At 36.7% G+C, this 24819-nt stretch carries 26 protein-coding genes; 9 read left to right on the forward strand and 17 right to left on the reverse strand.

Annotation, left to right across the window (positions count from 1 at the left end):
* Positions 1-241: 241 nt before the first annotated feature.
* From OVA16_RS10525 to OVA16_RS10605, 17 genes are all read right to left on the reverse strand, one after another.
* Complete coding sequence (locus OVA16_RS10525) at positions 242-754, reverse strand: glycosyltransferase (RefSeq protein WP_324288605.1); 513 nt, start codon at positions 752-754, stop codon at positions 242-244.
* Positions 733-1407: a hypothetical protein gene (locus tag OVA16_RS10530; protein ID WP_267759111.1), complete on the reverse strand. Its 675-nt coding sequence runs from the start codon at positions 1405-1407 to the stop codon at positions 733-735. Before OVA16_RS10530 ends, OVA16_RS10525 begins: the two co-directional genes overlap by 22 nt.
* Positions 1404-2687, reverse strand: coding sequence for a hypothetical protein (locus OVA16_RS10535; protein WP_267759112.1), 1284 nt, complete (start codon positions 2685-2687; stop codon positions 1404-1406). The genes OVA16_RS10530 and OVA16_RS10535 overlap by 4 nt, the downstream gene beginning before the upstream one ends.
* A gap of 10 nt (positions 2688-2697) precedes the next feature.
* Entirely contained in the window at positions 2698-3294 is a 597-nt protein-coding gene (locus OVA16_RS20070; RefSeq protein ID WP_324288362.1) for an acyltransferase, read from the reverse strand.
* Positions 3294-3632, reverse strand: coding sequence for a hypothetical protein (locus OVA16_RS10545; RefSeq protein ID WP_267759114.1), 339 nt, complete (start codon positions 3630-3632; stop codon positions 3294-3296). Before OVA16_RS10545 ends, OVA16_RS20070 begins: the two co-directional genes overlap by 1 nt.
* Positions 3633-3772: 140 nt before the next feature.
* On the reverse strand, positions 3773-4408 hold the full coding sequence (locus tag OVA16_RS10550) for a hypothetical protein (RefSeq protein ID WP_267759116.1): 636 nt from the start codon (positions 4406-4408) through the stop codon (positions 3773-3775).
* Between the two features lie 71 nt (positions 4409-4479).
* Positions 4480-4866, reverse strand: coding sequence for a hypothetical protein (locus OVA16_RS10555; RefSeq protein WP_267759118.1), 387 nt, complete (start codon positions 4864-4866; stop codon positions 4480-4482).
* Positions 4867-4874: 8 nt separating this feature from the next.
* Complete coding sequence (locus OVA16_RS10560) at positions 4875-5429, reverse strand: glycosyltransferase family 2 protein (protein WP_267759120.1); 555 nt, start codon at positions 5427-5429, stop codon at positions 4875-4877.
* Between the two features lie 266 nt (positions 5430-5695).
* The gene (locus OVA16_RS10565) at positions 5696-6622 is read right to left on the reverse strand and encodes a glycosyltransferase family 2 protein (protein ID WP_267759122.1); all 927 of its coding nucleotides are present in this window, start codon (positions 6620-6622) and stop codon (positions 5696-5698) included.
* Positions 6612-7457 carry a glycosyltransferase family 2 protein gene (locus OVA16_RS10570; RefSeq protein ID WP_267759124.1) on the reverse strand — a complete coding sequence of 282 codons (846 nt, stop codon included), beginning with the start codon at positions 7455-7457 and terminating at the stop codon, positions 6612-6614. The genes OVA16_RS10565 and OVA16_RS10570 overlap by 11 nt, the downstream gene beginning before the upstream one ends.
* A 3-nt stretch (positions 7458-7460) precedes the next feature.
* On the reverse strand, positions 7461-7952 hold the full coding sequence (locus OVA16_RS20075; protein ID WP_324288363.1) for an acyltransferase: 492 nt from the start codon (positions 7950-7952) through the stop codon (positions 7461-7463).
* Positions 7933-8319 (reverse strand): hypothetical protein, encoded by a 387-nt coding sequence (locus OVA16_RS10580; RefSeq protein ID WP_267759126.1) that lies wholly within the window; start codon positions 8317-8319, stop codon positions 7933-7935. The genes OVA16_RS20075 and OVA16_RS10580 overlap by 20 nt, the downstream gene beginning before the upstream one ends.
* Before the next feature lie 77 nt (positions 8320-8396).
* Positions 8397-9194, reverse strand: coding sequence for a hypothetical protein (locus OVA16_RS10585; RefSeq protein ID WP_267759128.1), 798 nt, complete (start codon positions 9192-9194; stop codon positions 8397-8399).
* Between the two features lie 71 nt (positions 9195-9265).
* Positions 9266-10360, reverse strand: coding sequence for a glycosyltransferase family 4 protein (locus tag OVA16_RS10590; RefSeq protein WP_267759129.1), 1095 nt, complete (start codon positions 10358-10360; stop codon positions 9266-9268).
* Positions 10361-10773: 413 nt separating this feature from the next.
* Positions 10774-11364, reverse strand: a complete 591-nt coding sequence (locus OVA16_RS10595) for a UpxY family transcription antiterminator (protein ID WP_267759131.1) — start codon at positions 11362-11364, stop codon at positions 10774-10776.
* A complete protein-coding gene (locus OVA16_RS10600; protein WP_267759133.1) occupies positions 11285-13696 on the reverse strand; it encodes a GumC family protein in 2412 nt (803 codons plus the stop codon). The genes OVA16_RS10595 and OVA16_RS10600 overlap by 80 nt, the downstream gene beginning before the upstream one ends.
* The gene (locus tag OVA16_RS10605) at positions 13696-14496 is read right to left on the reverse strand and encodes a polysaccharide biosynthesis/export family protein (RefSeq protein WP_267759135.1); all 801 of its coding nucleotides are present in this window, start codon (positions 14494-14496) and stop codon (positions 13696-13698) included. Before OVA16_RS10605 ends, OVA16_RS10600 begins: the two co-directional genes overlap by 1 nt.
* A gap of 883 nt (positions 14497-15379) precedes the next feature.
* Here OVA16_RS10605 and OVA16_RS10610 point away from each other — a divergent pair.
* The 9 genes from OVA16_RS10610 to OVA16_RS10650 all read left to right on the forward strand — a co-directional run bounded on the left by OVA16_RS10610 (position 15380) and on the right by OVA16_RS10650 (position 24768).
* Positions 15380-16123, forward strand: coding sequence for a glycosyltransferase family 2 protein (locus tag OVA16_RS10610; RefSeq protein ID WP_267759137.1), 744 nt, complete (start codon positions 15380-15382; stop codon positions 16121-16123).
* 114 nt (positions 16124-16237) lie between these two features.
* Positions 16238-17365 (forward strand): MraY family glycosyltransferase, encoded by a 1128-nt coding sequence (locus OVA16_RS10615; protein WP_267759139.1) that lies wholly within the window; start codon positions 16238-16240, stop codon positions 17363-17365.
* Between the two features lie 157 nt (positions 17366-17522).
* Entirely contained in the window at positions 17523-18530 is a 1008-nt protein-coding gene (gap, locus tag OVA16_RS10620; RefSeq protein ID WP_267759145.1) for a type I glyceraldehyde-3-phosphate dehydrogenase, read from the forward strand.
* 322 nt (positions 18531-18852) lie between these two features.
* A complete protein-coding gene (locus tag OVA16_RS10625; RefSeq protein WP_267759147.1) occupies positions 18853-19287 on the forward strand; it encodes a GNAT family N-acetyltransferase in 435 nt (144 codons plus the stop codon).
* 13 nt (positions 19288-19300) lie between these two features.
* Entirely contained in the window at positions 19301-20491 is a 1191-nt protein-coding gene (locus OVA16_RS10630) for a phosphoglycerate kinase (RefSeq protein WP_267759149.1), read from the forward strand.
* A 307-nt stretch (positions 20492-20798) separates the two neighbouring features.
* Entirely contained in the window at positions 20799-21278 is a 480-nt protein-coding gene (gene mraZ, locus OVA16_RS10635; protein ID WP_267759151.1) for a division/cell wall cluster transcriptional repressor MraZ, read from the forward strand.
* Positions 21268-22251 (forward strand): 16S rRNA (cytosine(1402)-N(4))-methyltransferase RsmH, encoded by a 984-nt coding sequence (rsmH, locus tag OVA16_RS10640; RefSeq protein WP_267759153.1) that lies wholly within the window; start codon positions 21268-21270, stop codon positions 22249-22251. The genes mraZ and rsmH overlap by 11 nt, the downstream gene beginning before the upstream one ends.
* Positions 22244-22666, forward strand: coding sequence for an FtsL-like putative cell division protein (locus tag OVA16_RS10645; protein ID WP_267759154.1), 423 nt, complete (start codon positions 22244-22246; stop codon positions 22664-22666). Before rsmH ends, OVA16_RS10645 begins: the two co-directional genes overlap by 8 nt.
* Positions 22666-24768 (forward strand): penicillin-binding protein, encoded by a 2103-nt coding sequence (locus tag OVA16_RS10650; protein WP_267759156.1) that lies wholly within the window; start codon positions 22666-22668, stop codon positions 24766-24768. The genes OVA16_RS10645 and OVA16_RS10650 overlap by 1 nt, the downstream gene beginning before the upstream one ends.
* The last annotated feature ends 51 nt before the right edge of the window (positions 24769-24819 follow it).

The raw sequence follows: 24819 nt of genomic DNA on the forward strand, positions 1-24819 counted from the left end.
ATTAGCCAAATGAAGCAAGGCGAAAAAGAAGTGCAAACCCAAACCCAACGTTGGCTTAGCTTGGGCGCCGGGCTAGTGTTGTTGTTAATGGTTCTGCTCTACCGGTATTGGCGTAGGCGCTGATTAGCTTTAAACGCGAAAAAGACCCGTGCGGGTCTTTTTTTATGGGGTTTGGAGGGGGTGGGTTTAAAATTTATATCTGAAAAAAAATATTAATATTAAATAGAGAGATAAAATATGACTAAATCTGATTTACTATTTCTAAGATGTCCTTTAATTTCTGTTGATAATTTATATCATTATAACTTAATGCAATTTCTTTTGCTTTAGCGCCATCTATTTCCCTTGCCATTTCATCTTTCATATAAAATTCTATGGCTTGTTTCAAATCCATAATACTATCTGGTTTAATAATAATTCCACCACCTCTTTTTACAGCATCTTTAGCCCCGCAATTTTCAGTAACAATCACTGGAACTCCATTTGACATGGCTTCAATTACTACCATTCCCCAACTATCTAAATAGGATGGTAAAACAAAGATATCGCTACGCTGATAATATTCATTTAATGCTTCGTTTGGAACATATGGAATATGTATGATATAGTTTCTCGCCTTAATCAAATTATCATAATGATCTTCATTTATCTGACCAATAAGCGTTAATTGTATCTTATTATCTGCTATCTCGTCTAAGCATTTAATTAATAGCTCAACTCCTTTTTGGTTCCTTATGGAACCAACAAAGATGATTTCAAATTTATCCGATTTCTTTTTTTGATATTTTTAACAATAGACTTATTTCCGATTGGCAAATCAAAAATTTTATTCTTTGGAATGTTATTTTTTAATAATGATTCTTTAACAAAGCTTGATATCGACAATATTTTCGAGCAAAGTTCGAGCTCTCTATGTTTAGTGCCGTCTATCTTAGATCTAATACCATCTTCCAAAAGATAATTTAGACATTCATATTCTTTGCCTAATTGCTTAAGCTCGTTATAATGTATTTGGGCTAAATCCAATAATGAAACTTTACCCATCTCTCGACATACTTCGAAACATAAGCGAGAGGAACATTCATAGCCAATAAAAATATCAAATTCCTGCCTTTTCAGCCAATTTGAGCTTAATCGATCGAAAGTTCTCTCAAAATAGTGTTGTGCAACAATTGGCTTAATAATTTTTCTTCCAAGCAAACGTATTAACTCTAGAATGGGGAATGTTTTTAACGCTACATTACTATTGATTAACAACCTTTTACCGAAAAATCTATTCGCAAAATAGTTATCTTGTTTTTTTAAAGCGAAACTTGTACAAAATGTAACTTCAATACCAAGTTGTTGCAATGCTATTAATAATTTGTAGGCATGTTGTTTACCAGGATGGGAAACGATTACTTTCATTTTAATGAAATTTCAGTATTTTTACTGCTTAAAATAGCCTGTTCAAGATAAATAATTCCCATGAGGAAAAATACGATGTTATATATATTTGTAGTGAGGGGCATATATATAAATATTAGTGAGAATGCTATTGTCATAAACCGTTTATCCATTTGCAAAAGCTTCAATGCGGTTATTATGAGTAGTAGCTTTAAAATAAGCAAAATATATCCACCTTCTAATAAGGTTCTTCCAATTTCATCATCTTGGACCCAGAAAGTTTCTGCCACTTTAGATGTTCCTTTAACAGCCACAATTGCGGGATAACTTATACCTAGACCATTACCTATTATTTTGTTGGGAAATTCATTATTAATTAAAGTATTAATGGGAGTAAGAATTCTTCCTTGTCCTTCATCTCTGTTATCTTCAAATCTTGTATCTAGATTTTCATAAGAGTTGGACACAAAGTCAATGGTATGAAGTGGGTCTCCGATACTGAGATTTATAGATATTATCAAAAATAATCCTCCGAGTATAGATATAAGTTGTTTGTAGTTATAATTTCTTAGCTGAAAGACGAAAAATGAGATTGTTAAAAAGATATTAATGATTGTAGTAGACCTAGAGCCTGTTAAAAAAGCTAGAATTAAACTCAGAGCCACTCCTATTATAGCAAAATGTTTATTTTTATCTTCTCTGTAGAAAAGTGAAAATGAAAATAACTGAACAAATAATACAAAAGCAGAAAAACCAGCTATGTAAGAAAACGTTCCTGTTACCCTAACAGCATTTCCAACCATTGCTATCTTTAATGCACTTTCTTCGTCAAATTCCTGTTCGATTACGTATTGATTAATCGCACTCTCTCTAGGCATTTGATATTGAATTATTGCTAATATAGCCTCTAGTATTATTAATACTAAAATTAGGTAGTAAAATCTATCAAACTTTATAAAATCTCTGTTTGCAATGTAGACAAATAGCCCTAACCAAAAACTAAGATGTATTATTAAGCCGCTGATAGTATGATAAATGGATGGAGATAGTGGGTTAAATGCAGCAATTACTAGATATGAAACATAGATGAAAAAAATACCAGCAATATTTTTATTGCTGAGTGTAGATCTACCTTTTATAAAAACTAAAAGATAAACTACTAGAATTTGCATAAGTGTAATAATATTATTTATTCCACCATTATTTGTTATCCATTTTCGTACGGCACCACTTAAAACTGTGAATAATAATATTCCAACTAGCAAAAACTCATTAAACTTTATTTTTTTTGATAATTTCAAAATTGTTAATTTACCAGGTTTTTAACCACGCACGATTTGCTGCTAAAAACTCACAAGGATTATATTTTAGGTTTTCAACTCGTTTTTTTCCAATGGGTATCGCAGGATTGCCCCCAACAATATCATAGGATTTGACGTCTCTAGTCACAACCGAACCAGCACCTACTACTGCACCTTTGCCAATTTTAACTCCCGGTAAAATAATTGCATTTGTTGCAATCCATACATAGTCTTGGATAATAATTGGTTTCTTTTTTTGTTGCCATAATGGATCTGATAGATCATGAGAAGCAGTTAATAAGACAGAGCCATCATTAATGCAAACAAAATTACCAATATTAATTTTATCATGTAGTGCCAATTCGACATTCCCTATAAATGTATTTTCGCCAACGGTTAAGTTATTTGTTTTTCCTCCTAACTTAATTTTTCCTATTTCTGCTGTGTTAGCTATTGTAGCACCTTTTCTTGTTAAATTATATCTGCGCCTGTTACGTAGATATAATGATTTGAGCGTCAGTAGTCTTTTTCCCCATGCTCTATAAAAGCTTTTTTGGAGGATAGAAAACTTTGCTCTGTTCTTCCACAAGTAACTTAATGTTGCCATTATTCTTTCAAACTTTCAAGGAATTGATTGGTTATTGAGGATAAATTATTGTGATTAATAGATCTGATTATGATGTCATTCAAACTAAGCTGGTCATCCCATTTTATTATATTTTTGTTCTCTAGCAATGCAAAATCTAAAGCAACACTCGGTATCCATTTTCTACTTACACATAAAACAGGCAATGCATGCTCAAGCATAGCCGCAACTGATCCACTTTTGTCTGATAAATAATATGGGGTCGTCGATATACCTAAATCTGAAGCTGTAAATAATTTTGAAATAACACTGTCAGGCTGTATACCCAAAACATCATAATGTATTTTCTGCTGATTCATTTCTTTTTCCCACGATTCCAGATAAGAACCGTTTCTCCCAACAAAAGTAAATTTTAAAAATAAGTTTTGTTTTTTTATTTCCGATTTTATCCATTTCAGGAAAAGTCTTATTGGAGCTCCATGATGTATTCCAGCAAAAATTATGACTCTGAATTCTTTTTTTTGTCGCTATCTACGCTTATATATTCATTTTTTTCAATATTTCCAAACAAAGGCAATTTAGAAACATATAGTTTAGTAACTTTTTTCAGCTGATGAATGTATAGAGTGTTAGAAGTGTGAATGGCAAAAGGCTGTAATTTAAATATTAAATAATGTATGATTTTCTTTTGTAAATAACCTAATATCTTTAATCGATATGAGTCGTTTATTTCCATGCCGGCCCATAGCTCATGAAACATTATATGCCATTTCAAATCTTCAAAACTATTTAGTAAAAATAATAAGTTGATTGGCAAACCTTTATTTTGAAATGCAAATGGAACAAATTGCAAGCTAATAAATCTGGGGTTATGTAATGTCAGAAAAGATTTAATAAGTGATTTTTTTGCCGAAATGTGCAGAGTATGATGAATTCTGAGTATATTGATATCAGCGATATTTTCTTTTATATAGTTATTTTGAGACAAATATTTATCATTAAGAGCAATGATAGATATGTTATGGCCCATTTTATCGAGCTGTTTCGCAAGGGTTAATGTGTAGTCGCCAACGCCGTCGTTTCCATTTCCTAATGAACCACAAATGAATAATATTTTTTTATTACTCTCTTTCACTTATTTTTCGGAGTTATATAGATCTTTTTATACTTATAAGTATTAATGCGGCAAGATTTTTTAAATTATAATTAAATATACTTTCTAATAAATGGGAATAATAGTATTATTTTCTGAATGGTAGATTTATAATTTAAAAAACTTACATCTTTGTAGAACTCAGAATAGTAGACTAATTTTGCTTTTTTAAGGTCTCCTTCTCTTAGAAAACTATTCATCGCAGGAACAGATAAACGGTTTAGAAAGTTTATTTTGTATTTTTTATTATTTTCACTAACCGCAATATCTTTTAACCATAAGAATAAATTGTGAATAGAAAGACCGCTAGATGTTGCGGATTGAAAATGAATTCTATATTTAATTAGATAGGCATTATGGAAATAAAAAGAAGCCTGATGATTGTTCCAAACTCTTAGGAAGAATTCAATCTCTGGTGTGTTCAGATTTTCTCTAAACATCTCCTTTTTTAAAAAAAAGTTTTAATGGCTGATGTAGAGATAGGGATAGCGTTTTGCCAAATGTTTTTTTCAGGATCTAACAAAATTCCTTCATTTAAATCGCCTCTATTAAATTTTTCATTGTTTGAATAGGAATTCTCCAGCACTTCTCCTTTATCATCTATTAATAAGTGGTTAGAGAATATGATGTCAGCGTTCGATCTTGCGATTAGATCTAAATAGGTGCTCAAAGCTCCTTCTACAAATAAATCGTCATCACCTAAAATTATGCAATATTCTCCTTTAGCCAAGTTTACGCAATTGTTCCAATTACCAGCTAAGCCTAAATTTTTGGAAGTTAGGTTGTAAGTTATGTTTTCAAAGCTTGCTTCAAGTGCTTTTCCGTATTCCTCCGTTTTTTTACAAAACTGGCCATCTTTAAATCGGTCTTGAGCTATAATTAACTCGATAGTCGAGGTGGAGTATCCATGTTGTGAAAAAATATCTTCAACTAACTCTGTTAGATAGTTAAATCTATTGTAAGTTGGAATACAAATGCTAAGCAAATAGTTTGTAATTTTCATATATACAAATTAGAACTTTAACACTATTGTTGAAGTTGCTATAAAAAACTTAGGAGCTGAGTGTCCTAAATAAAATTTGGAATCCCTATTTAATTCGGTTTTCTAGTTCCAATTATAAGATCGCTAATAATGATATTGAGAAAGTGACAAATTCGTATCTGGAGTTTTGGCGAAATATTTTTGGACTATTAAGGTATCATTTATTTAACTTTTTAAATGCTCTTAATCATCCAAGTTAGACAAATTTTTAAGAAGCTAAAAGCACATCATTTCAAAATGTATTTATCAAATAGACGTAAAAAAAATGTTAATAACATAGGAGGACTAATAATTTTTTGTTTCCGATTATATCTGTTCCAGCTTATATCCCAAATATCATCTAACCAAAAATAAATACTTCCTTTGTTACAAATGTCTTCAGCTACTATTGTATTATGCCAGGTCTCGATACTATCTTTTATATCTAAAAGAGAGAATCCTTCATGAGCTAACCATTCAGTAGGCGTTTGAGAAATCACGGGTTTGATTAATAAGTGGTTTGGGGCTCTATATCTTCGTCTACGCCTATACCAAGGATTTGAATTATTGATGTTTTCTTTTACACTATAGAATCTAAATTTTGCTCGCTGTATACTTGGGCGCAAGTACGCAGTATGTAGGAAGATAATTTCATTTAGATATATTTTTTCAGAGTTTTCGTGAATTGGAACTCTAATACTATGAATTTTCGTTGCGGTGTGTATTAAATTTTCATCATCCACTATTCCTAGTGGCCATTTGTTATCTATATATCTTACACAATCAGTTGCATTTAGGTATAAATCAGGCTTTTCGAAATATAAAACTGTTCCTTTTTTTGCACTCGTTATTAATTTCCATTCCAAAGATACTATTCCATTAGCGCTAATAAATTCGTCAGCATCTAGCGTAATTAGTATACGCTTATAGTCGGGAAATAGTTCTCTTGCTTTGTTTATTAGAATATTTTGTCGGTAAGCTTCGTCGTAATCAGAATTGTTGTTTTCTAAGAGAATAACTTTTTCAAATTTTTTTGCGATAGCTTTGCTACCGTCGTTAGACATTTGATCTAATATAATGATGTGGTCTGCAAATTTCGAAGTAATTGATAGAAAATGAGCGAGTATCCAAGCCTCATTTTTAATGGGAGTTAATACGATTATCTTAGATTTCATTTTTAGCTAATAAATAAATATTTAGTGGAACTCCAAAAAATATCCAACATATGTTAACTATTGCACTTTTAATCTTAAAACTTCTGATATTCTTCAACATGTGTATAGTATGAAATTCCCATTGTGAAATAGAAAAATTTAATAGATTCCCACGTCCTTTCTTTATATGCTTTTTCGTGAATTTTATATAATTTCTAGATTTTTTATAAATTGATGTTATGCTTTTAAAAAAAGAAACTGTTCGTACAGGGTGTACAACAATGGCATAGTTTAAGAAAACTATTTTAGTATGTTCTTTTAGACGAAGAAATATATCTTGATCTTCTTGTGCTGCAATATGAAAGCTATCGTCAAATCCTTCTATAAGAAAAAAGAGCTCTTTGTTAATCGCGACATTAGCAGTCCAGAAACAGTTGCCATTAGTATTTATTGGGCATTCAGCAAGATCTTTTTTTAGAAGGTCCCAGTCATCAGGTATAATGGCACCTTCAAACGCCTTCACATTATGATTGCTGTTAATACCTTTGTGATAGTTGGCTAAAAAATCAGTTGACGGTAACACATCATCATCTAAAAAAACAAGCCAATCTCCATTCGCATATCGTGCTCCATTATTTCTATTAGCGGCCGGGCCTTTTTTAGGGCCAGAAATCCATTTTACCCAATTATAATCAGTTTCAACAAGTTCTTTAGCTATATTCTCTTTACTATCGTCACTAACAATAATTTCATAGTTATCTATTGCGAAATTTTGGATGCTGGGATGTAATGCATCTAGACACTTTTTAAGTAAATCGTTACGATTACAAGTTGGAATTATTACAGATAATAACATTTTCTAACTTAACTTTTTGATGAATTTTGCTGGGTTACCCGCCCAAATTTCGTTTTCAGGAACATTTCTAGTTACAACACTTCCTGCACCAATAATGGAATTGTTACCTATTGTTACTCCAGGCAAAATGCAGCAGTTCATTGCTATCCATACATTATTTCCGATGGTTACTGGTTTCGAATAATTTTTATCTTTCGAAACGTCTCGAGGACGGTTTAGAGAGTTAGGAACATGATTGTAGGAAGATATTCCACAATTGCTAGATATTAAGCAGTTTTCTCCTATTTTTACGCCAAATGTGGCATAAATCGTCGTGTAAGATGATATGCTGCTGTTGTTGCCTATTTCAAACTCTTGTGGTACTAGAATATGAACTGATCTGTCTAATCTGACATTAATGCCGCAGTATTTCATTTTATCTATCAATCGTCTATGCTTTTCGTTTTCTAAAATGGAAGTTATTTTGAAAATAATTTTAAAGAACAGTTGTTTCATTTGATACTTTATTGATTTTGATAAGTGCGTAAATGAAATTCATCAGCAATTGTCCTGCAGCTATGATAATATTCAGTACCAATGCCTTTTCAATAGTAGAAGGATTAAAAATTACGATTCCAACAATAATGATGACTAGGTTAATAGGTATAGATATAATAGGATTAATTACCCAACCTCTGGCAATATATAATGAAAAAACAGTTCCAGCAAGCAAGCTTACGCAACTTCCAATCATACTTAAAAGTAGTTCGTGTTCAAGGCCACTATATTGCTTTCCAATTATTAATAGTAAAGGCGTAGCAAATAACCAAAATCCAATTAAGATTATCCCCATTCCAGCCGTTAGAGTAATTATTATTTTCATAAATGCAATCAATAGCATTTGTTTGTTTGGGAGAAGTTTAGAATATTTTGGGACGATTATTGTAGAAATGATTATTGTTATGATAGAAAAAAAGCACTATATCTTCCAAGTGCCCCAAGTTGTGCCACTGCGTATGTAGTGCCTAAGATAGACATCAACCATATTGTGATTTGACTGGATAAACAATAGTATAAAGATGTAGGTAAAACTCTTTTTACTGTAGCATACATCTTTTGTTTTACGATATCATCAGTCTGTTGATTAAAGTCTATATATTTTCCGGAAACTTTTTTTAGATTATTGTTAGACCATAAAAGTGGTAGAACCCCGATTAGTAAAGCCACGGAAACTTTAGGAATAAAGTATAGAAAAACAAGTAATGTTAGTCTCAGGATATTTAATATCAATTGATTTTTTTGAAGTTCGCTAACATCTTGATGTAATTTAGGAGCAATTTGTAAGAGTGAATTGGAAAAGGATAAAAAAAATAAAGGAATTAATGCGGATATTATTATCGTTGAGTTTAATAAGTTTGGGTTAAGTCTTTGTAAAAAATAATACAATATAGGAATGGCAAAAAGCAAGCTGTAGTAAGCAAACCTTTTCCTTAAGGCAAGACCAGTCTGCATAATTCTACCTAAAGCCTTTTTGTTATTCCAAACTTGGCCGCCCTGAGCCATTACACTACCCGAAATTCCTCCGTCGGCAAGAATTATCATTGTACCCAACATCGTATTTGCCAAAGTAAATAAAGCATAATCTGAAGTGGAGAGTAACCTGACAACTAAAATACCAGAGATAACACTGATAACTTGAATAATTAATTGGCTAATGCCTGTTACACCAAAGTTGCGGATATTTTTAGTTAGTAACATTTTTATTTTTCAGCTTATCTAATCGATTAAGTGGTATTAACGATTATATATGAAACTCGATAAACGAATTTTCATTTTAACAACGCTCCAACTTTTTCCACATACCTATCAAATCCAAATTGCTTTACCGTTAATGCTTGTTGCGCTTTAGGCTCATGTGCTGGGTTATTCAATGCTTGTTGTATAGCTTTGATGATTTCTTCTTCGCTATCGGGATTGACTAGTTGGCCTAGCTTGCCATTCAGTAGGGCATCGGTACTGCCATCGATATTGCCAGCAATCACTTGGCAGCCATGTGCAGCAGCTTCGATGAGTACAATTCCAAAACCTTCTTTTTTGCTAGGGAGCACAAAGCAATCTGCTAAACGGTAATGCGCTTCAATTTCCTTTTCTTCAATAAAACCAATGATTTTTACCTCATCTGAGAGTTGGTGCTTCGCAATCAGTTGGCTCAATCGCATTTGCTCTTGTTCATCGGCTTTGCCGCCTATTATATATACGAGTTGAGGAAACTGAGCTTTTAAGGCTTTCACGGCGTTGATGGCCAAATCATAATTTTTGGCATGTTCGGTAGCCGATAACCTGGTTAGCGTAAACAAAACAAAAGCATCTGGTTTGATTTGGTATTGATCTAGCAAGTTGCTAGGTTTAGTAAAGTTTGAAGGTATTTTATAAAATGGATCGAGCGTATTATGCAGTACCTTGATATTTGCTGAAGGAATTTGGTGTCTTTCTATCAATTGTTGCTTGGTATAGTTGCTTACTGCCCAAATTTCAGCTTTTTCTTGTAGAAATTTCTTTTTCCAATTAGGTATGGTTCTCCAAACTTCAATGCCATGTGCCCACAAGATGATTTGGGTAGAGGGTTTTATGATGTTGATGAGCTTGCCAAACAATAGCAGGTTGATATGGCTTAAAACGACTTTATCAAATTTGAACGCATTACGCAAAACAGCCAATGCAAATGATATTCGGCTGCCCGAAAAGCCTTTGAATATGGATTGTGCCGCATACTTGTGATCGCAATCTGCCGTGGCATCATACATAGACCAAGTGCTTAAACTCATGCGCTCTTGTTGCGAGATGGCGTACATTAACGATCGACAAGCTTTTTCTATTCCGCCAGTAAAACTGAATGTTTTTAAAGTAAGGAAGAGCAGGTTCATTGTTGATTTGGAGATTTGTTAATTCGTGGATTTTGTGATTTGACTAAGCGTTTAATCTTCGCACATCCAACTTCCCGTAACCTGTAACCCGTAACTTCCACAGCTTTTTAGTCTTTGCTAATACAATTTTGAATGAGTAAATGACTGAATGGTAACCTGTAAATCGCAACTTGTAACTTAAAACTTCCACAACTCTTTACTCTTTATTTCTTGTCCCTAATTCCTAACTCCTAACTCCTTTTTTACTCCTTAATCGAATACAGCTTCGCCCTTTCAGTCCCATTTACGGTACCTCCGGGGCATTTAATTTTGAATGATTAAATTTCGAATGATTGAATGAGCACGTATAAACGTTAATGCTGATATTTCATTTACTCATTTACTCACTCCATCATTTACTCATTCTCTTTCATTCATTTCAACGGCTCTATATAAGCCATTGAGGTTTTTATTTCTAGTGCATAGCCCAAGTTTTCTAGCTTTAGCACCAAGCTTTTTTTATTTTTTATCGAAACTAGTTCGGCAATCATCCCTTTAAAAGGGCCAGCGTTTACAATTACTTTTTCTCCCGGTTGGATGTCATGGTCTATAAGCTCCAGTTCTTCTCCGGAGGCCAAAAGCAATTTCAGGTCTTCCATCTGCTTATCGGGCATTATGGCAATCTTTCCAGAAAAATATAGGAAACGACTGATGCCTGGCGTCATTAGCACTTCGGCCTGTTCTTTATTCGAAATGCGCACAAACAAGTACGATTTGAATAAAGGTTCTTCTACTATTTTTTTACGGTCGCTCCACTGTTTTACTTCTTTTCTTAAAGGGAGATAAGCTTCAATGCCTTTTTTTTGTAGTTCTTGATAAGCCTTTTTCTCTGCCCTCGAATTCGTGTACACTGGATACCATCGGTACAAATTGTCAATCATTTTTTTATTTCCTTTTCCAAAATTCCCACCATTTTTTGCCGGGCTCATCGCTATAGTAACCACCACCATATCCAGTACTAGCATAATCCGAATAGTAGTAGTAATTGGCATAGTAACTGCCCGTGTAATTGGTAGTATAGTACCTGCTATGCAGGATATCATTATCGAAAGCGTTTAATATGATGGCGATATTAGATAAGTTAAATTCTTTAGATAGGCGCTCGGGTACCGAGGCTGCTTGGTAACGCGAAACGCCAGAGCGAATTACAAATAGGTTTACATCGGCCATTCGAATTAGCGGAATGGCATCAGAAACCAAACCCACTGGTGCCGAGTCTACAATCACGAAATCGTAAGATTGGGTAAGGCTTTCCAATAAGTTCTTCATCTTATCAGAGTACAAGAGTTCTGATGGGTTAGGAGGTACTGGGCCAGCAGGGATAAACATCAGGTTTTCTACTTCGGTAGGATGGGTTACTTCTGCCAGTTCTGCCTGGTTAGACAGGTAAGAGCTTAGCCCTTTTAAGTTGTTTACTTTAAAGGTGTGGTGCAGTTTCGATCTTCTTAAATCTGCCGCAATTACAATTATCTTTTTATCAATTAAGCTTAGCGTACTTGCCAAATTTACGGTAGTAAACGATTTGCCCTCGCCAGAAATCTCGGAAGTGATGCACACAATTTTGCTCGCTTTCTCTGAGGCCAAGAAACTGAGGTTGGTACGTACCGATCTTACCGATTCGGCAAATAGTGATTTGGGGTTTTTGATGGAAAGGATCTGACGGTTATCTTCGTCTATGGCATCCTGGTATTTTCTAATTACCCCAATAATTGGAATATTGGTTAGGCTTTCGATGGTTTCCTTATCGTAAATGAAAGGGTTAAGCATCCTTACCAAAAAGATCAGGCCTATGCCTAAAATTAGACCAATCATGAGGGCGCTTACGTAAGTTTTTTTGTGTACAGGCGCAATAGGCGTAGGGTTGTACAGCGCAAAATCTACAATGGTAGCTCCAGGTGTTACGGCGGCCTTGCTTATTTGTGCTTCTAATTTTTTCTCCGATAGGTAGCTGTATACTTTTTGGTTAATCTCAAAACTAGATTGAAGGTTAATGAGGTCGCGTTCTGCTTTGGGTATCGTATTAAAGGTTTGCTTAATGCTAGCAATTTGTTGGTCTAAAAAGGCAATGGTTTTTTGGTTTTTTTGCCTTTGGCTTTGGGCATTGCTTACAAAGGCCGCCTTAATGTCTATAATTTGCTTGTCTATTTGCTGTACCTTGTCTGAAGTAGGTTTAAACGTGCTAAGCGCCGTTTCTCGTTCTAGCAACAAGGTGTTGTATTGCGTAAGCAGGCTGGCCAACATAGGGTCGGTAATGCCCTGCAAATTGTAGTTGATGGCATTAAGGTTTTTATTGCCTACAATTTCTTTTTCTAACTGGTTGATGAAAATACCTTGCAGATTGAGCGTGTTTTTCTCGGTTTCCAAGTCGGTAAGTTTTTTCATTACATCTTGGCCCGCTGCCGAAATATCTAATACCTTATTGCTCACTTTAAACTGCTCTAGTTGCGAGCCCGAAGCCTTAACCACCTTAGACATGTTTTGCTGTAGCGTGTCTATAAACTTAATGGTTTGCGTGGCCGATATGGTTTTCTGACTGCGATCGTAGCTAACGTACGAGCGTAAAATGGCGTTAAGGATATCGGTAGCGAAATAGGGGTTATTGTCGGTTTGCGATAGCGTAAGGATATTGGTTCCCTTGGTTTCGCTCATATTTAGGCCGCTCGAGATACGCCCTAAGAAACTCCTCTTGGTGTTAAATTTAAAGCAGTATATAGCATTGTTGTCTTTGGAGAAAGTGCTATTGTTGATCTTGAATTTGATGCCGGGTACCGAAATAATTTGCCCGTGTTGATAGTTTTTGCTTACTTCTTGGCCATTTTCTAGGTGGCTTAGCTTAAACGTGCTGGCATTAATGGGTTCATATTCGAACAGCGCCTGTGTAAATTCTACACTGTCTTGTTCTATAATGGCGATATCTAAGGGTTTTTGAGGATAAATATCGCTGGTGCGTACCCTTCCCTTTAAGTAAAAGGATATGTTGTAGTCTAAGCTGCCTATTGCGTTGTTCAGTACATCTCTTGAGCGGATCACAAACTGCTCAGACTGCATTTTATTGTTGCGGTCGTACACGTTGCGTACGTTTAACAGCTCAGATATTTCCGATCTCTTCTCGTCGAATTTTAGGGAAGCACTGGTACTGAATACTTCTGGCGTGTACCATAAATAAAGGTAAGCTACAATTAAGGCAATAATTACCGAGCTCGCTACCCAATACCACCTGCTAAGTACAATCTTGATGATTTTAACGTAGTCTATATCTTGCTGCACATTTGCATTCCCCGCCGCTGGCTGTTCCATTACTTGGTAAGTGTATAAATTAACAATAGGGTATTTACAATCACGAAACCCACTTGTATAAAAGTGGAGTAGGCCTGAAAGTTTTGGCTACTTACCGCCGCTCTTCGTGGTTCTACGTAAATTACATCTTTGGCCTGGAGCTTTAATTTAGGGTCTTTGATGAAACTATAATCGCTGAGGTTCACCATAATCACTTCCGGATTACTGCGGTCGCCCCTAAATATGCGTAACATTTTGTTGTTGGCATTTGGCGTTAGGCCTCCGGCATCGGCCAGTAAATCTACCAATTCGTAATCTTCTCTGTCTATAATGTATTTGCCTTGCTTGCCCACTTCGCCTAGCAATACAATGTAGGCGTTGGCAATGCGTACATCAATTAACGGAGCATTAAGTTCTTTGGCTTCGTAAGCTTTTTGTATTTCGGCTGCCGCTTGTGTGCGGTTTAAACCACCTACTTTAATGGCGCCTATTTTAGGGAGTACTACCTCGCCATTGGCGTTTACTTTAAATGTAGTGTAGGTTTGCTGGTTGTTAGTTGTATTGCTGCCCAATTGCGGGTCTCTTACAATTAAACGCATATCTTGTACATTCCTAATGGCCAGCTCGTCTTCTGGTTTAATGAGGTTGTAATAGTCGGCAGGATTGTCTAAACTGTTGATTACCCTTACTGTTTTAACCGTGTCGGCATCGTAAGGGGTTTTTAATAAGGCGTTTCTGCTTTTGAAAGAACAGGAGCCGAAAAACATTGCCGATACGCTAAAAAAGATAAGTACTGTTAAGGGTAATTTGTTGTAGTTCATTAGTTTGAATGAAGGTGCAAATTACAACTTTTTATTGTGAGTCAAATGATAAAATAAAAAAACTAAGGGTCAAATTTTGTAAATCACAAGTTTTAGGTATTGCGTTTTTAAGCGTTTTTGCTAAGGATGTGGGTGGTGCAAAGAGTCGGGGAAGTCCGAAAAGTCCGAAAAGTCGGGAAAGTTAGAAAAGTCGGGGAAGTCCGAAAAGTCGGGGAAGGTCAGATATCAGGAGGTGTGAGGTATATTCACTCATTTACTCATTTACTCATTCAAAATTTGTTTAGTCCGATGTCGGAGGTCCGAAGGCTGGTGGCATTGGCAAATCAACTAATCTCCAAATCCACGAATCCCCAAAAAGCGATAGACGACTAACGAACAACGTAAAAAGTCCGAAAAGTCTGAAAGGTCAGATGTCCGAAGATGTAAGGAGTATTCACTCATTTACTCATTTAGTCAATCAAAATTAAATTAGTCCGATGTCGGAGGTCCGAAGGCTGGTCGCATTGGCAAATCCCCGAATCTCCAAATCCACGAATCCCCCAAAAAACGATACACGATTAACGAACAGCGTAAAAAGTCCGAAAAGTCTGAAAGGTCAGATGTCCGAAGATGTAAGGAGTATTCAATCATTTACTCATTTAGTCAATCAAAATTAAATTAGTCCGATGTCGGAGGTCCGAAGGCTGGTGGCATTGGCAAATCAACTAATCTCCAAATCCACGAATCCCCAAAAAGCGATAGACGACTAACGAACAACGTAAAAAGTCCGAAAAGTCCGATGTCCGGAGGAGTGAGGAATATTCACTCATTTACTCATTCAAAATTTAACTCAAAAAACCAACCATCAAATTTAATCGTATTTTCGTGGCATAAACTGCAATCGTTGAAAGTAACTATCATTACCGTTGTATATAATGCAGAGCAATTTCTGCGAGACTGCATTGAGTCTGTGCTGGCTCAAGATTATGCAGATTTAGAGTATATCTTAATTGACGGTAAGTCTACCGATGCGTCTTTTGAAATTGCTAAAGCATATCAAAATGAAATTTCAGTTTTAATTTCGGAGCCTGATAAAGGAATGTACGATGCGCTAAATAAAGGGATTGGCTTGGCTACAGGCGATGTGATTGGAATTTTAAATGCCGACGATATACTTGCCAATAGTGGTGTAATTACGGAGGTGGCCAAAGTGTTTCAAGAGTCTGGCGTTGAGGCCGTGTATGGCGATTTGAATTATGTAGCACAAAATGACGTGACGAAAGTGCAGCGCAAATGGCGTTCGGCACCTGCTACGCCTAAAGATTTGGCCATGGGCTGGATGCCCGCACATCCTACCTTGTATATCAAAGCCAATCTATTTAAAAAGTACGGAGCCTATCGCTTGACTTATGGCTCGGCAGCAGATTACGAATTGATGCTGCGTTATGGTTATACTCAAAAAATGAATACACGGTATTTGCCCTTGCTTATGGTAAATATGCGTAACGGGGGGATGAGTAATCAGTCTGCTAAGCATCGATACCAAGCATTGTTAAATGATTATAGTGCTTTAAAACATAATAAAATACCTTTTCCACTATTGGCTTTAGTGTTGAAAAAGTTGAGGAAAATAAACCAGTTTTTTTGAAATACCTACAACTTGGTATGTTAAGCAGAGGTTATTTTTTGTTCTTTTGAAAAAAAACACAACTTATTTGTGTAAATAATTCATAAATTTGACTGTCAGTCTTTAAAGATTAGCATGCCCAAACAACTATTTGCCGAGTACCCCTTGGTGTTTTATTTTTCAATCGTATCGCTAGCATTTTTGTTGGTTAGGTTTGCTATTCCTTCTATTATACATGCCGCCAATAAACATCAATTGTTCGATTCTGTTGATTTGCATAGAAAAGAGCATAAAGAAAATATTTCTAGGTTGGGTGGTATTGGCTTGTTTTGTGGTTTTACCATAACTGTTTTGTTATTTGCTACCACGGTGCATTACCAAGAGGCAAACTTTCTAATTGCGTCGAGCATTTTGTTGTTTGCTCTGGGTATTAAGGATGATATTTATGGGGTTAGCCCAAGTACCAAATTTGCCTTGCAAATTGTGGTTGCGCTAATTTTAGTGGTGTTGGGTGGCTTTAAGCTATCGAGCCTTTATGGGGTGTTTAACATTTGGGATGTACACCCTATTGCAGGAGGGGTTTTTTCTATCGCTTTAATTATTTTTATCAATAACGCTTTTAATCTTATAGATGGTGTAGATGGTTTGGCTGGTACGGTTGGTGCTATCGTAAGTCTTTGTTTTGGTGTTTTTTTTGCCTTAGGGAATGATGTGGCCTATGCTTTCATTGCCTTTTCTATGCTTGGGGCTATCCTTGGTTTTTTGGTGTTTAATTATCCGCCAGCAAAAATATTTATGGGCGATACCGGTTCGCTCATTATAGGATTGGTTTCTGCAGTTTTGGCTATCAAGTTTATTGAGATCAATAAGGTGGGCTCTTTTCCTACGCCTTATTTTAATTCGGCCCCGGCTATTGCTGTTGCCGTTCTCATTGTTCCTGTTTTTGATTCGTTGCGAATATTTTTCATTAGAATCATCAATAGAAAATCGCCTTTTAAGGGAGATAGGAACCATATTCATCATCGCTTGCTGAGATTAGGGCTAAATGCTAAGCAGATTTTGTTGGTTACCCTACTGTTTAATGTAGGTATAATTGCAATTACGGTATTGCTGAGCGATTTGGGTAATTTTGTGCTTATCTTTTTGCAGATAGGCATTTGCATGACCTTTAATATGGTGCTTACATACGTGAAAGGCAGAAGGGTTACCAAATCTTACACCGTTTTGGATGTGTTTACGAAAGATACCTTAAAGGTGTCATAGTTTTTTCTTTATTTTTAATATTAGATTTTCTTTCTGTAGATATTGGCTAGCTTTGCGTGAAGTTAATAAAGATGAAGCTTTTGAAATGATCATGATTTTATGATTGTTACCAAGCAAAATTTAATTGGCCTCATCAATTTGAAAACAAATTATAGCAATGAAAATAGCCATTAATGGTTTTGGACGCATAGGTCGTATGTTTCTTCGTACTGCGTTGCAAAGGGATTTTGAGATCGTAGCAATTAACGACTTAACTACGTCTGCTACCTTGGCGCATTTGTTTAAATACGATTCGGTTCATGGTATTTATCAAGGTGATGTTAAAGCCGAGGGCGAATACTTGGTTGTTGATGGTAGGAAAATAAAAATACTAGCCAATGCCAATCCAGAAGCATTGCCTTGGGCAGAGTTAAATGTACATTTGGTAGTAGAGGCCACAGGTAAATTTGCCAATAAGGCTGGTGCAGATAAACACTTGCAGGCTGGTGCTAAACAAGTGCTAATCTCGGCCCCAGCGGCAGATAAGGAAATCACAATGGTGGTAATGGGCGTTAACGATGAAGACGTAGATTTTTCGTTGCCAATTTTATCTAACGCTTCGTGTACTACCAATAATGTAGCGCCTATGGTAAAAATTCTGGACGATAATTGGGGAATTGAAGATGGCTACATTACTACGGTACACTCTATGACCGGTGATCAAAACCTGCACGACTCCCCGCATCAGGATTTGCGTAGGGCTAGAGCAGCGTCTTCTTCTATCATACCAACCACAACCGGGGCGGCAAAAGCAATTACGCATATCTTTCCTCATTTAGATGGGAAATTAGGTGGTGCAGGTATTAGGGTGCCTGTATTAAACGGTTCATTAACGGATTTTACCTGCATCCTCAAAAAGAAAACTAGCATCGCTGAAATTAACCAAGCATTTAAAGCTGCTGCTACCGGGAGTCTAAGTGGAGTTGTACAATATACCGAAGATCCAATTGTTTCTGTTGATGTGATCAATAATCCTTACTCCTGTATATTCGACTCTCAATTAACCTCTATTGTTGGCGATTTGGTAAAAGTAGTGGGTTGGTACGATAATGAATCTGGTTATTCTAATCGTTTGGGTGATGTAGTGGAAAGGATGATGAACAGTTTACAAGTGATCAGGAGTTAGGGATCAGTGGTCAGGAGTAGGATGGATGAAAACTGGGCGGATAGGTAAATTGGGGATTCTGGAAGTTTGGAAGACGGAAAGTCAGAAAAGTCGGGAAAGTCAGAAAAGTCGGGAAAGTTGGAAAAGTGAGAAAGTTGGTGGTCCAAAGCGTGGAGGTTAGGCAAATTGCCGAATAACCAAATCCCCAAATAAACAAAATTCAAGAAATTAGCCTATATCAAATTAAAATAAAAACAAGTAACAGACTTTAGAGTTGTTCTCAATACTCAATACTCAATACTCAATACTCAATTCTCAATACTCAATACTCAAATCTATAACCATGATCAAATTTGTTCCTTTAGGAATTGTATTGCCATTAAGAAGCAAGATGCTTAGGGATGGTGCCGATATTGCAGCATGCGTTTTTCCTACAGATAATGCAGAAGGTATTTTTCATCTAGCTTATTATGTTAACCAAACCGAAATTGCTACGGTGGCTACTTTCTATCCTCAAAAATTAGCAGGCAGGGAAGCTTTTGGTTATCAGCTTCGCGGTATGGCTACCGATACACCTTTTTTTGGTAAAGGTTATGGTGCTGCTCTTATAAATTATGCAGTAGATTATATAAAAACGGCAAAAGCTGAGTATATTTGGTGCAATGCCCGTACCTCGGCCATAGATTTTTACAAGAAGCAAGGATTTGAAATTATTTCTGAAGAATTCGAAATTCCAGGCGTTGGGCCGCATTACATCATGATTTTAAACCTAATATAGAATATAGAAAACAATGAAGACAGTTGACCAGTTCGATTTTAAAGATAAGAAAGCTATCGTAAGGGTAGATTTTAACGTTCCTTTAGATGCCGATTTTAACATTACCGACGATAAACGGATGCGTGCTGCATTGCCAACCATAAAAAAAATCTTGAATGATGGTGGTTCAGTAATTTTAATGTCGCATTTGGGTAGGCCAAAAGATGGGCCAACAGACAAGTATTCGTTAAAACATATTGTAGCAGATTTGTCTAGAATGTTAAGTCTTACGGTAAAGTTTGCCGATGATTGTATTGGAGAAGATGCGGTACATAAAGCAGGTAATTTGTTTCCTGGCGATGTTTTATTGTTAGAAAACCTTCGTTTTTACAAAGAAGAAGAAAAAGGAGATGTGGGTTTTGCCGAAAAACTATCAAAATTAGCTGAGGTTTATGTGAATGATGCTTTTGGAGCTGCGCACAGGGCGCACGCTTCTACTACCACTATTGCACAGTTTTTTCCTAATGCCAAATACTTCGGTTATTTAATGGCAGAAGAGGTAAAAAATGCCGAAAAAATCATCAATAATGCCGAACAACCATTTACTGCCATTATGGGTGGCGCTAAAGTATCTGATAAGATTTTGTTGATCGAAAGTTTATTGGAGAAAGTAGATAACCTAATTATTGGTGGTGGCATGGCTTATACTTTTGCTAAAGCACAAGGAGGCGAAATAGGTACTTCTTTATTAGAGGCAGATAGAATGGCGCTTTGCTTGGAGCTGATAGAGAAAGCAAAAGCCAAAGGAGTAAACTTGGTGTTGCCTGTAGATACGGTAATTGCAGATAAGTTTGATAACAATGCAAGCAAAGATCAAGTAGATAGCGGTCATATCCCTGCAGATTGGATGGGCTTAGATATTGGTACTAAAACGGTAGAGTTATTTGGCAATATTATTAAAAACTCAAAAACTTTGCTTTGGAATGGTCCAATGGGTGTTTTCGAAATGGAGAACTTCCAACAAGGAACCAAAGCTGTTGCTGAGGCGGTAGTAGAGGCTACTAAAAACGGTGCTTTCTCATTAATTGGTGGTGGCGATTCGGCTGCGGCCATTGCTAAGTTTGGTTTAGAAGATGAGGTAAGCTATGTTTCTACTGGTGGTGGTGCCTTGCTAGAGTACATGGAGGGTAAAGAGTTGCCAGGTGTAGCTGCCATTCAGAAATAGAGGTGTTTTTGATTTGTAGCCACAGATGCACAGATGATAATGTTTGATGATATGCTGATGTGAAAATAGCTGTGCATCTGTGGCTAAATTAGATTTAATTTAAAGCGTAAAGCACTGTAAATAAGCGGTCCCGACTGAAAAGTCGGGGCCGCTTTGTTTTTTACCACCACCAAAAATGCCCTAGAGATATTAAAAAATGGGTTAAAGTGGTAAGAAGTGTGTGTTGAAAACTTTTTTGTGGTAAAAAGTGGTAAAAAGTGGTAGAAGTATTTAATTTTACACTACATAAAAAGTGTAGCTACTATAAATGAACCAACTCATCGGAGAATATGATTGCAAAATGGATGCGAAAGGGCGCTTGATGGTGCCTGTTTTGCTGAAGAAGCAATTGCTTGATGTAGAGCGAGATGGATTGGTTGTGAACAGGGGTTTTGAGAAGAATTTGGTCATCTATCCTAAAAAAGTTTGGGATGAAACGGTGGCCGAGTTAAGTAAGTTGAATATGTTCGAGAAGAGAAATCGTGAGTTTGTGAGAGCATTTCAGCGTGGAGCAATGCCTTTGTCGTTAGATGCTGCGGGTCGGGTGCTTTTGCCTAAATCTTTAATTGAATATGCTGGTATTGATGCCGAACTGGTTTTGGCTTGTCAGTTAGATAAGATTGAGGTTTGGGATAAGAAGGTTTACGATGGGCTTTTTGATGATGTTCCTGAAAACTTTGCTGCCTTGGCGGAAGAGGTAATGGGTGGCAAGAGCGTTCAAAACAAAGGGGGTGCTGATGGAGAGTAATTACCATGTGCCTGTTTTGCTGCAAGAATGTATCGATGGTTTAAATATCAAGCCAAACGGTGTGTATGTGGATGTGACGTTTGGTGGAGGTGGTCATTCTCGTGAGATTTTGAAGCATCTGGGTCCGGATGGAGTGCTGGTGGCTTTTGATCAAGATCCTGATGCGCAAAGAAATAAGATTGATGATCCGCGTTTTCGTTTCGTAGATCAAAATTTTGGTTACATGAAAAACCATTTGCGCTTGTTGGGTATCAAACAGGTGGATGGTATTTTGGCTGATTTGGGGGTTTCTTCGCATCAGTTCAATGAGCCAGAGCGAGGTTTTTCTACTCGCTTCGAGGCTGATTTGGATATGCGTATGGATCAACAACGTGACTTAACGGCTGCGGTAGTGTTGAATACCTATACCGAAGAAAATTTACATAAAATTTTTGGTTTGTATGGCGAGGTGCAAAATGCGAAATCTTTAGCTAGAACCATTGCTACGGCTCGTTTGGATGAGCCTATTCAAACTTTGTCTGGATTTAAAAATGTAATTGCGGCTCATATCCCTCGTGGAAAAGAGCATAAATATATGGCGCAGGTTTTTCAGGCTTTGCGTATCGAAGTGAATGCGGAAATAGAGGTGCTAGAGCGTTTCTTGGAGCAAAGTGCAGAGGTGTTGAAACCTGGTGGGCGTTTGGTAGTGATGTCTTATCACTCGTTAGAGGATAGGCCAGTGAAAAATTTCTTAGCCAAAGGAAAATTTAGGGGCGAAGTGGAGAAAGATTTTTTTGGTAACGATCAAAAACCTTTTAATGTAATCACTAGGAAAGCGATAGTGGCTAATGCGGAGGAATTGGCTCGTAACAGTAGGTCTCGCAGTGCGAAATTAAGAATTGGCGAACGTGTTTCATTGTCATCTTCATCGCTGTCTTCATTGCCGTTGACTTCAGTCAACGGAAAAGGAAAAAGAGGGGGGGAAGATGAATAGGTTTAGAGAGAAGTTAGAAGAAGAATTGGCAGAAGAAGATGAGCCAGTTTTAAAAGAAAAAGAAGAGCCGAAAAAGAAAGAGCCAGCAAAAGAGGGAAGTGCGACGGCTTTCTTTAGAAAATTATTTGTGGAGGGTGCCGTTTCTAAAGAAGCGGCAACAGACATGCTTCCGTATTTGGTTTTCTTGTGTGTGTTGGGGATGATTTATATCGCAAATAGCCACATGGCGGTAAAAAATATCAGAGATATTGACAGGATTAGTAAAGAAGTAAAAGAGCTGAGCTGGGAATACAAATCGCTTAAAGCAGATTTGATGTTTAAAAGCAAAATGACAGAGGTGGCTAAGAAGGTAGATACCTTGGGTTTAGAAGAGTTGGTAGAACCGCCTAAAAAAATTATAGTACAAGGTAAATAATGAATATCAGGGCAAACATATTGTTAAGGGTGTACTTGGCTTTTGGGCTAATTGTACTTTTTGCGCTTGCGGTTTTCGTTAAGTTGTGCGATGTGCAGTTTAGGCAGGGGCACAAGTGGGTGGCTATGGCCGATAGTTTGTCTATTAAAGAGTTTGAGGTAGAGGCAACTCGCGGTAATATTTATTCTGTAGATGGTAGTTTGTTGGCTACCTCGGTTCCGGAGTACGAATTGAGGATGGATCTTTTTGCTGGAGGCATCCAGGATGATAAGATTTTCAATTCAAAGGTAGATTCTTTAGCGATGAAGCTATCGAGTTTTTTTAAGGATAAAAGTGCTAAAGATTATTCTCGTTTGCTGCGTAAAGCAAGGCAAGATAGTGCTCGTTACCTACTAATTAAACGTAAGGTTTCTTATGGAGATTTGAAGGTGGTTAGAACCTTTCCTTTGTATAATATAGGTAAGCATTCTGGAGGTTTAATGGCTATCGCAAAAAATAAACGTATTCTTCCTTTTAAAGCTTTGGCTGCCAGAACTATCGGTTATAAAAACGAAAACGTGGCTAATGGTGTAGGTTTAGAGGGTGCTTATGGTAATTATATCAATGGCGAAACTGGTAGAAGACTGAAACAGCGCATTAGTGGTGGCGTTTGGATCCCCGTAAATAGCGATGCTGAAGTGGCGCCTAAAGACGGTGCCGATATCATCTCTACCATCGATATCAATATGCAAGATTTGGCACAAAGTGCGCTAGAAAAACAGCTGATTAAAAGCAATGCGCATCACGGAGCTGTAATTGTGATGGAGGTAGCAACGGGCGAAATTAGAGCTATCGCTAATTTTACTAAGGTTGAAGAAGGGATTTATAAAGAACAGTTCAATTATGCTATTGCGGGTAATCAAGATCCGGGTTCTACTTTCAAGCTAGCTTCATATATGGCTTTGTTAGAGGACGGAAAAATAGATACGAACACGCTAGTTAGAACAGGTTGGTACCAGATACCTGGGAAAAGAATTACCGATTCTCATCCTAAAGATGAAATGGTTACGGTAAAAAGAGCTTTCGAGGAATCGTCGAATGCAGCCATCGCCAAAATGATCAATGATAACTACGGTTCAAACCCCATGAAGTTTACAGACCATTTGTATAAATGGGGGCTAAACAAAAAAATGGGACTGCAAATTCCTGGTGAATCGCAACCAGTGGTTAAAAATATTGAGGCCAACAGAAGCTGGAATAAAAATATGACTTTGCCGCAAATGGCTTATGGTTATGAAATGCAGATGACGCCTTTGAATATGCTAACACTTTATAATGCTGTGGCTAATAATGGCAAAATGATAGCGCCAATTTTTGTGAAAGAGATTAGAAGATTGGGTAACCCAATTGAGCAGTTTAAGGCCAGGGTAATTAATGAGAAAATATGCTCTGATGAAACCTTGAGTAAAGTGAAAGCGATGTTAGAAGGGGTGGTAACTAACGGTAGTGGTAAACAAGTGGTATATAATCCATTGTATAAAATTGCTGGTAAGACTGGTACAGCACAAGTAGCTGATGCTAATTTGGGTTACAAAGCTAAAAAGCAGTACCAAGCTTCGTTTGTTGGGTATTTTCCGGCAGATAATCCTAAGTATTCGATGATTGTGGTAATTAACGACCCTAAAGGCGCTTATTATGGAGCGTTGGTTTCTGGTCCGGTATTTAGAGAAGTGGCAGATCGTATTTACGCCAGTGATGTAAATATGTACAATAAGGTAGAAGAGCATCTGGCTGGTAATACGGTAGCGCCAGAGGCTAAAGCTGGTCAAAGCCAAGCAACTAAAAAAGTGTATAACGCTTTTGGTATTAAAGCGCTCTATGCCGCTAAGTCAGATTATTTTAATTCGGTAGATACCAGCAATGGTATTGCTTACGAAGAAAGTACGCCAGTAAAAGGCGTAATGCCAAACGTAAATGGCATGGGCTTAAAAGATGCGATGTTCCTTTTGGGCAATGCAGGTTTAAAAGCTAGAGTTAAAGGTAGTGGAAAAGTGATTGCCCAGTCTATTCATCCTGGAAGCAGAATTGGAAAAGGCCTGGTGGTAGATATATTGTTGCAGTAAGAAAATTTAAAATGAGGAAATGACGAAATGAGAAAATGATGACGGAATATG

Source organism: Pedobacter sp. SL55 (assembly GCF_026625705.1).
In the GTDB taxonomy this organism is placed as follows: Bacteria; Bacteroidota; Bacteroidia; order Sphingobacteriales; family Sphingobacteriaceae; genus Pedobacter.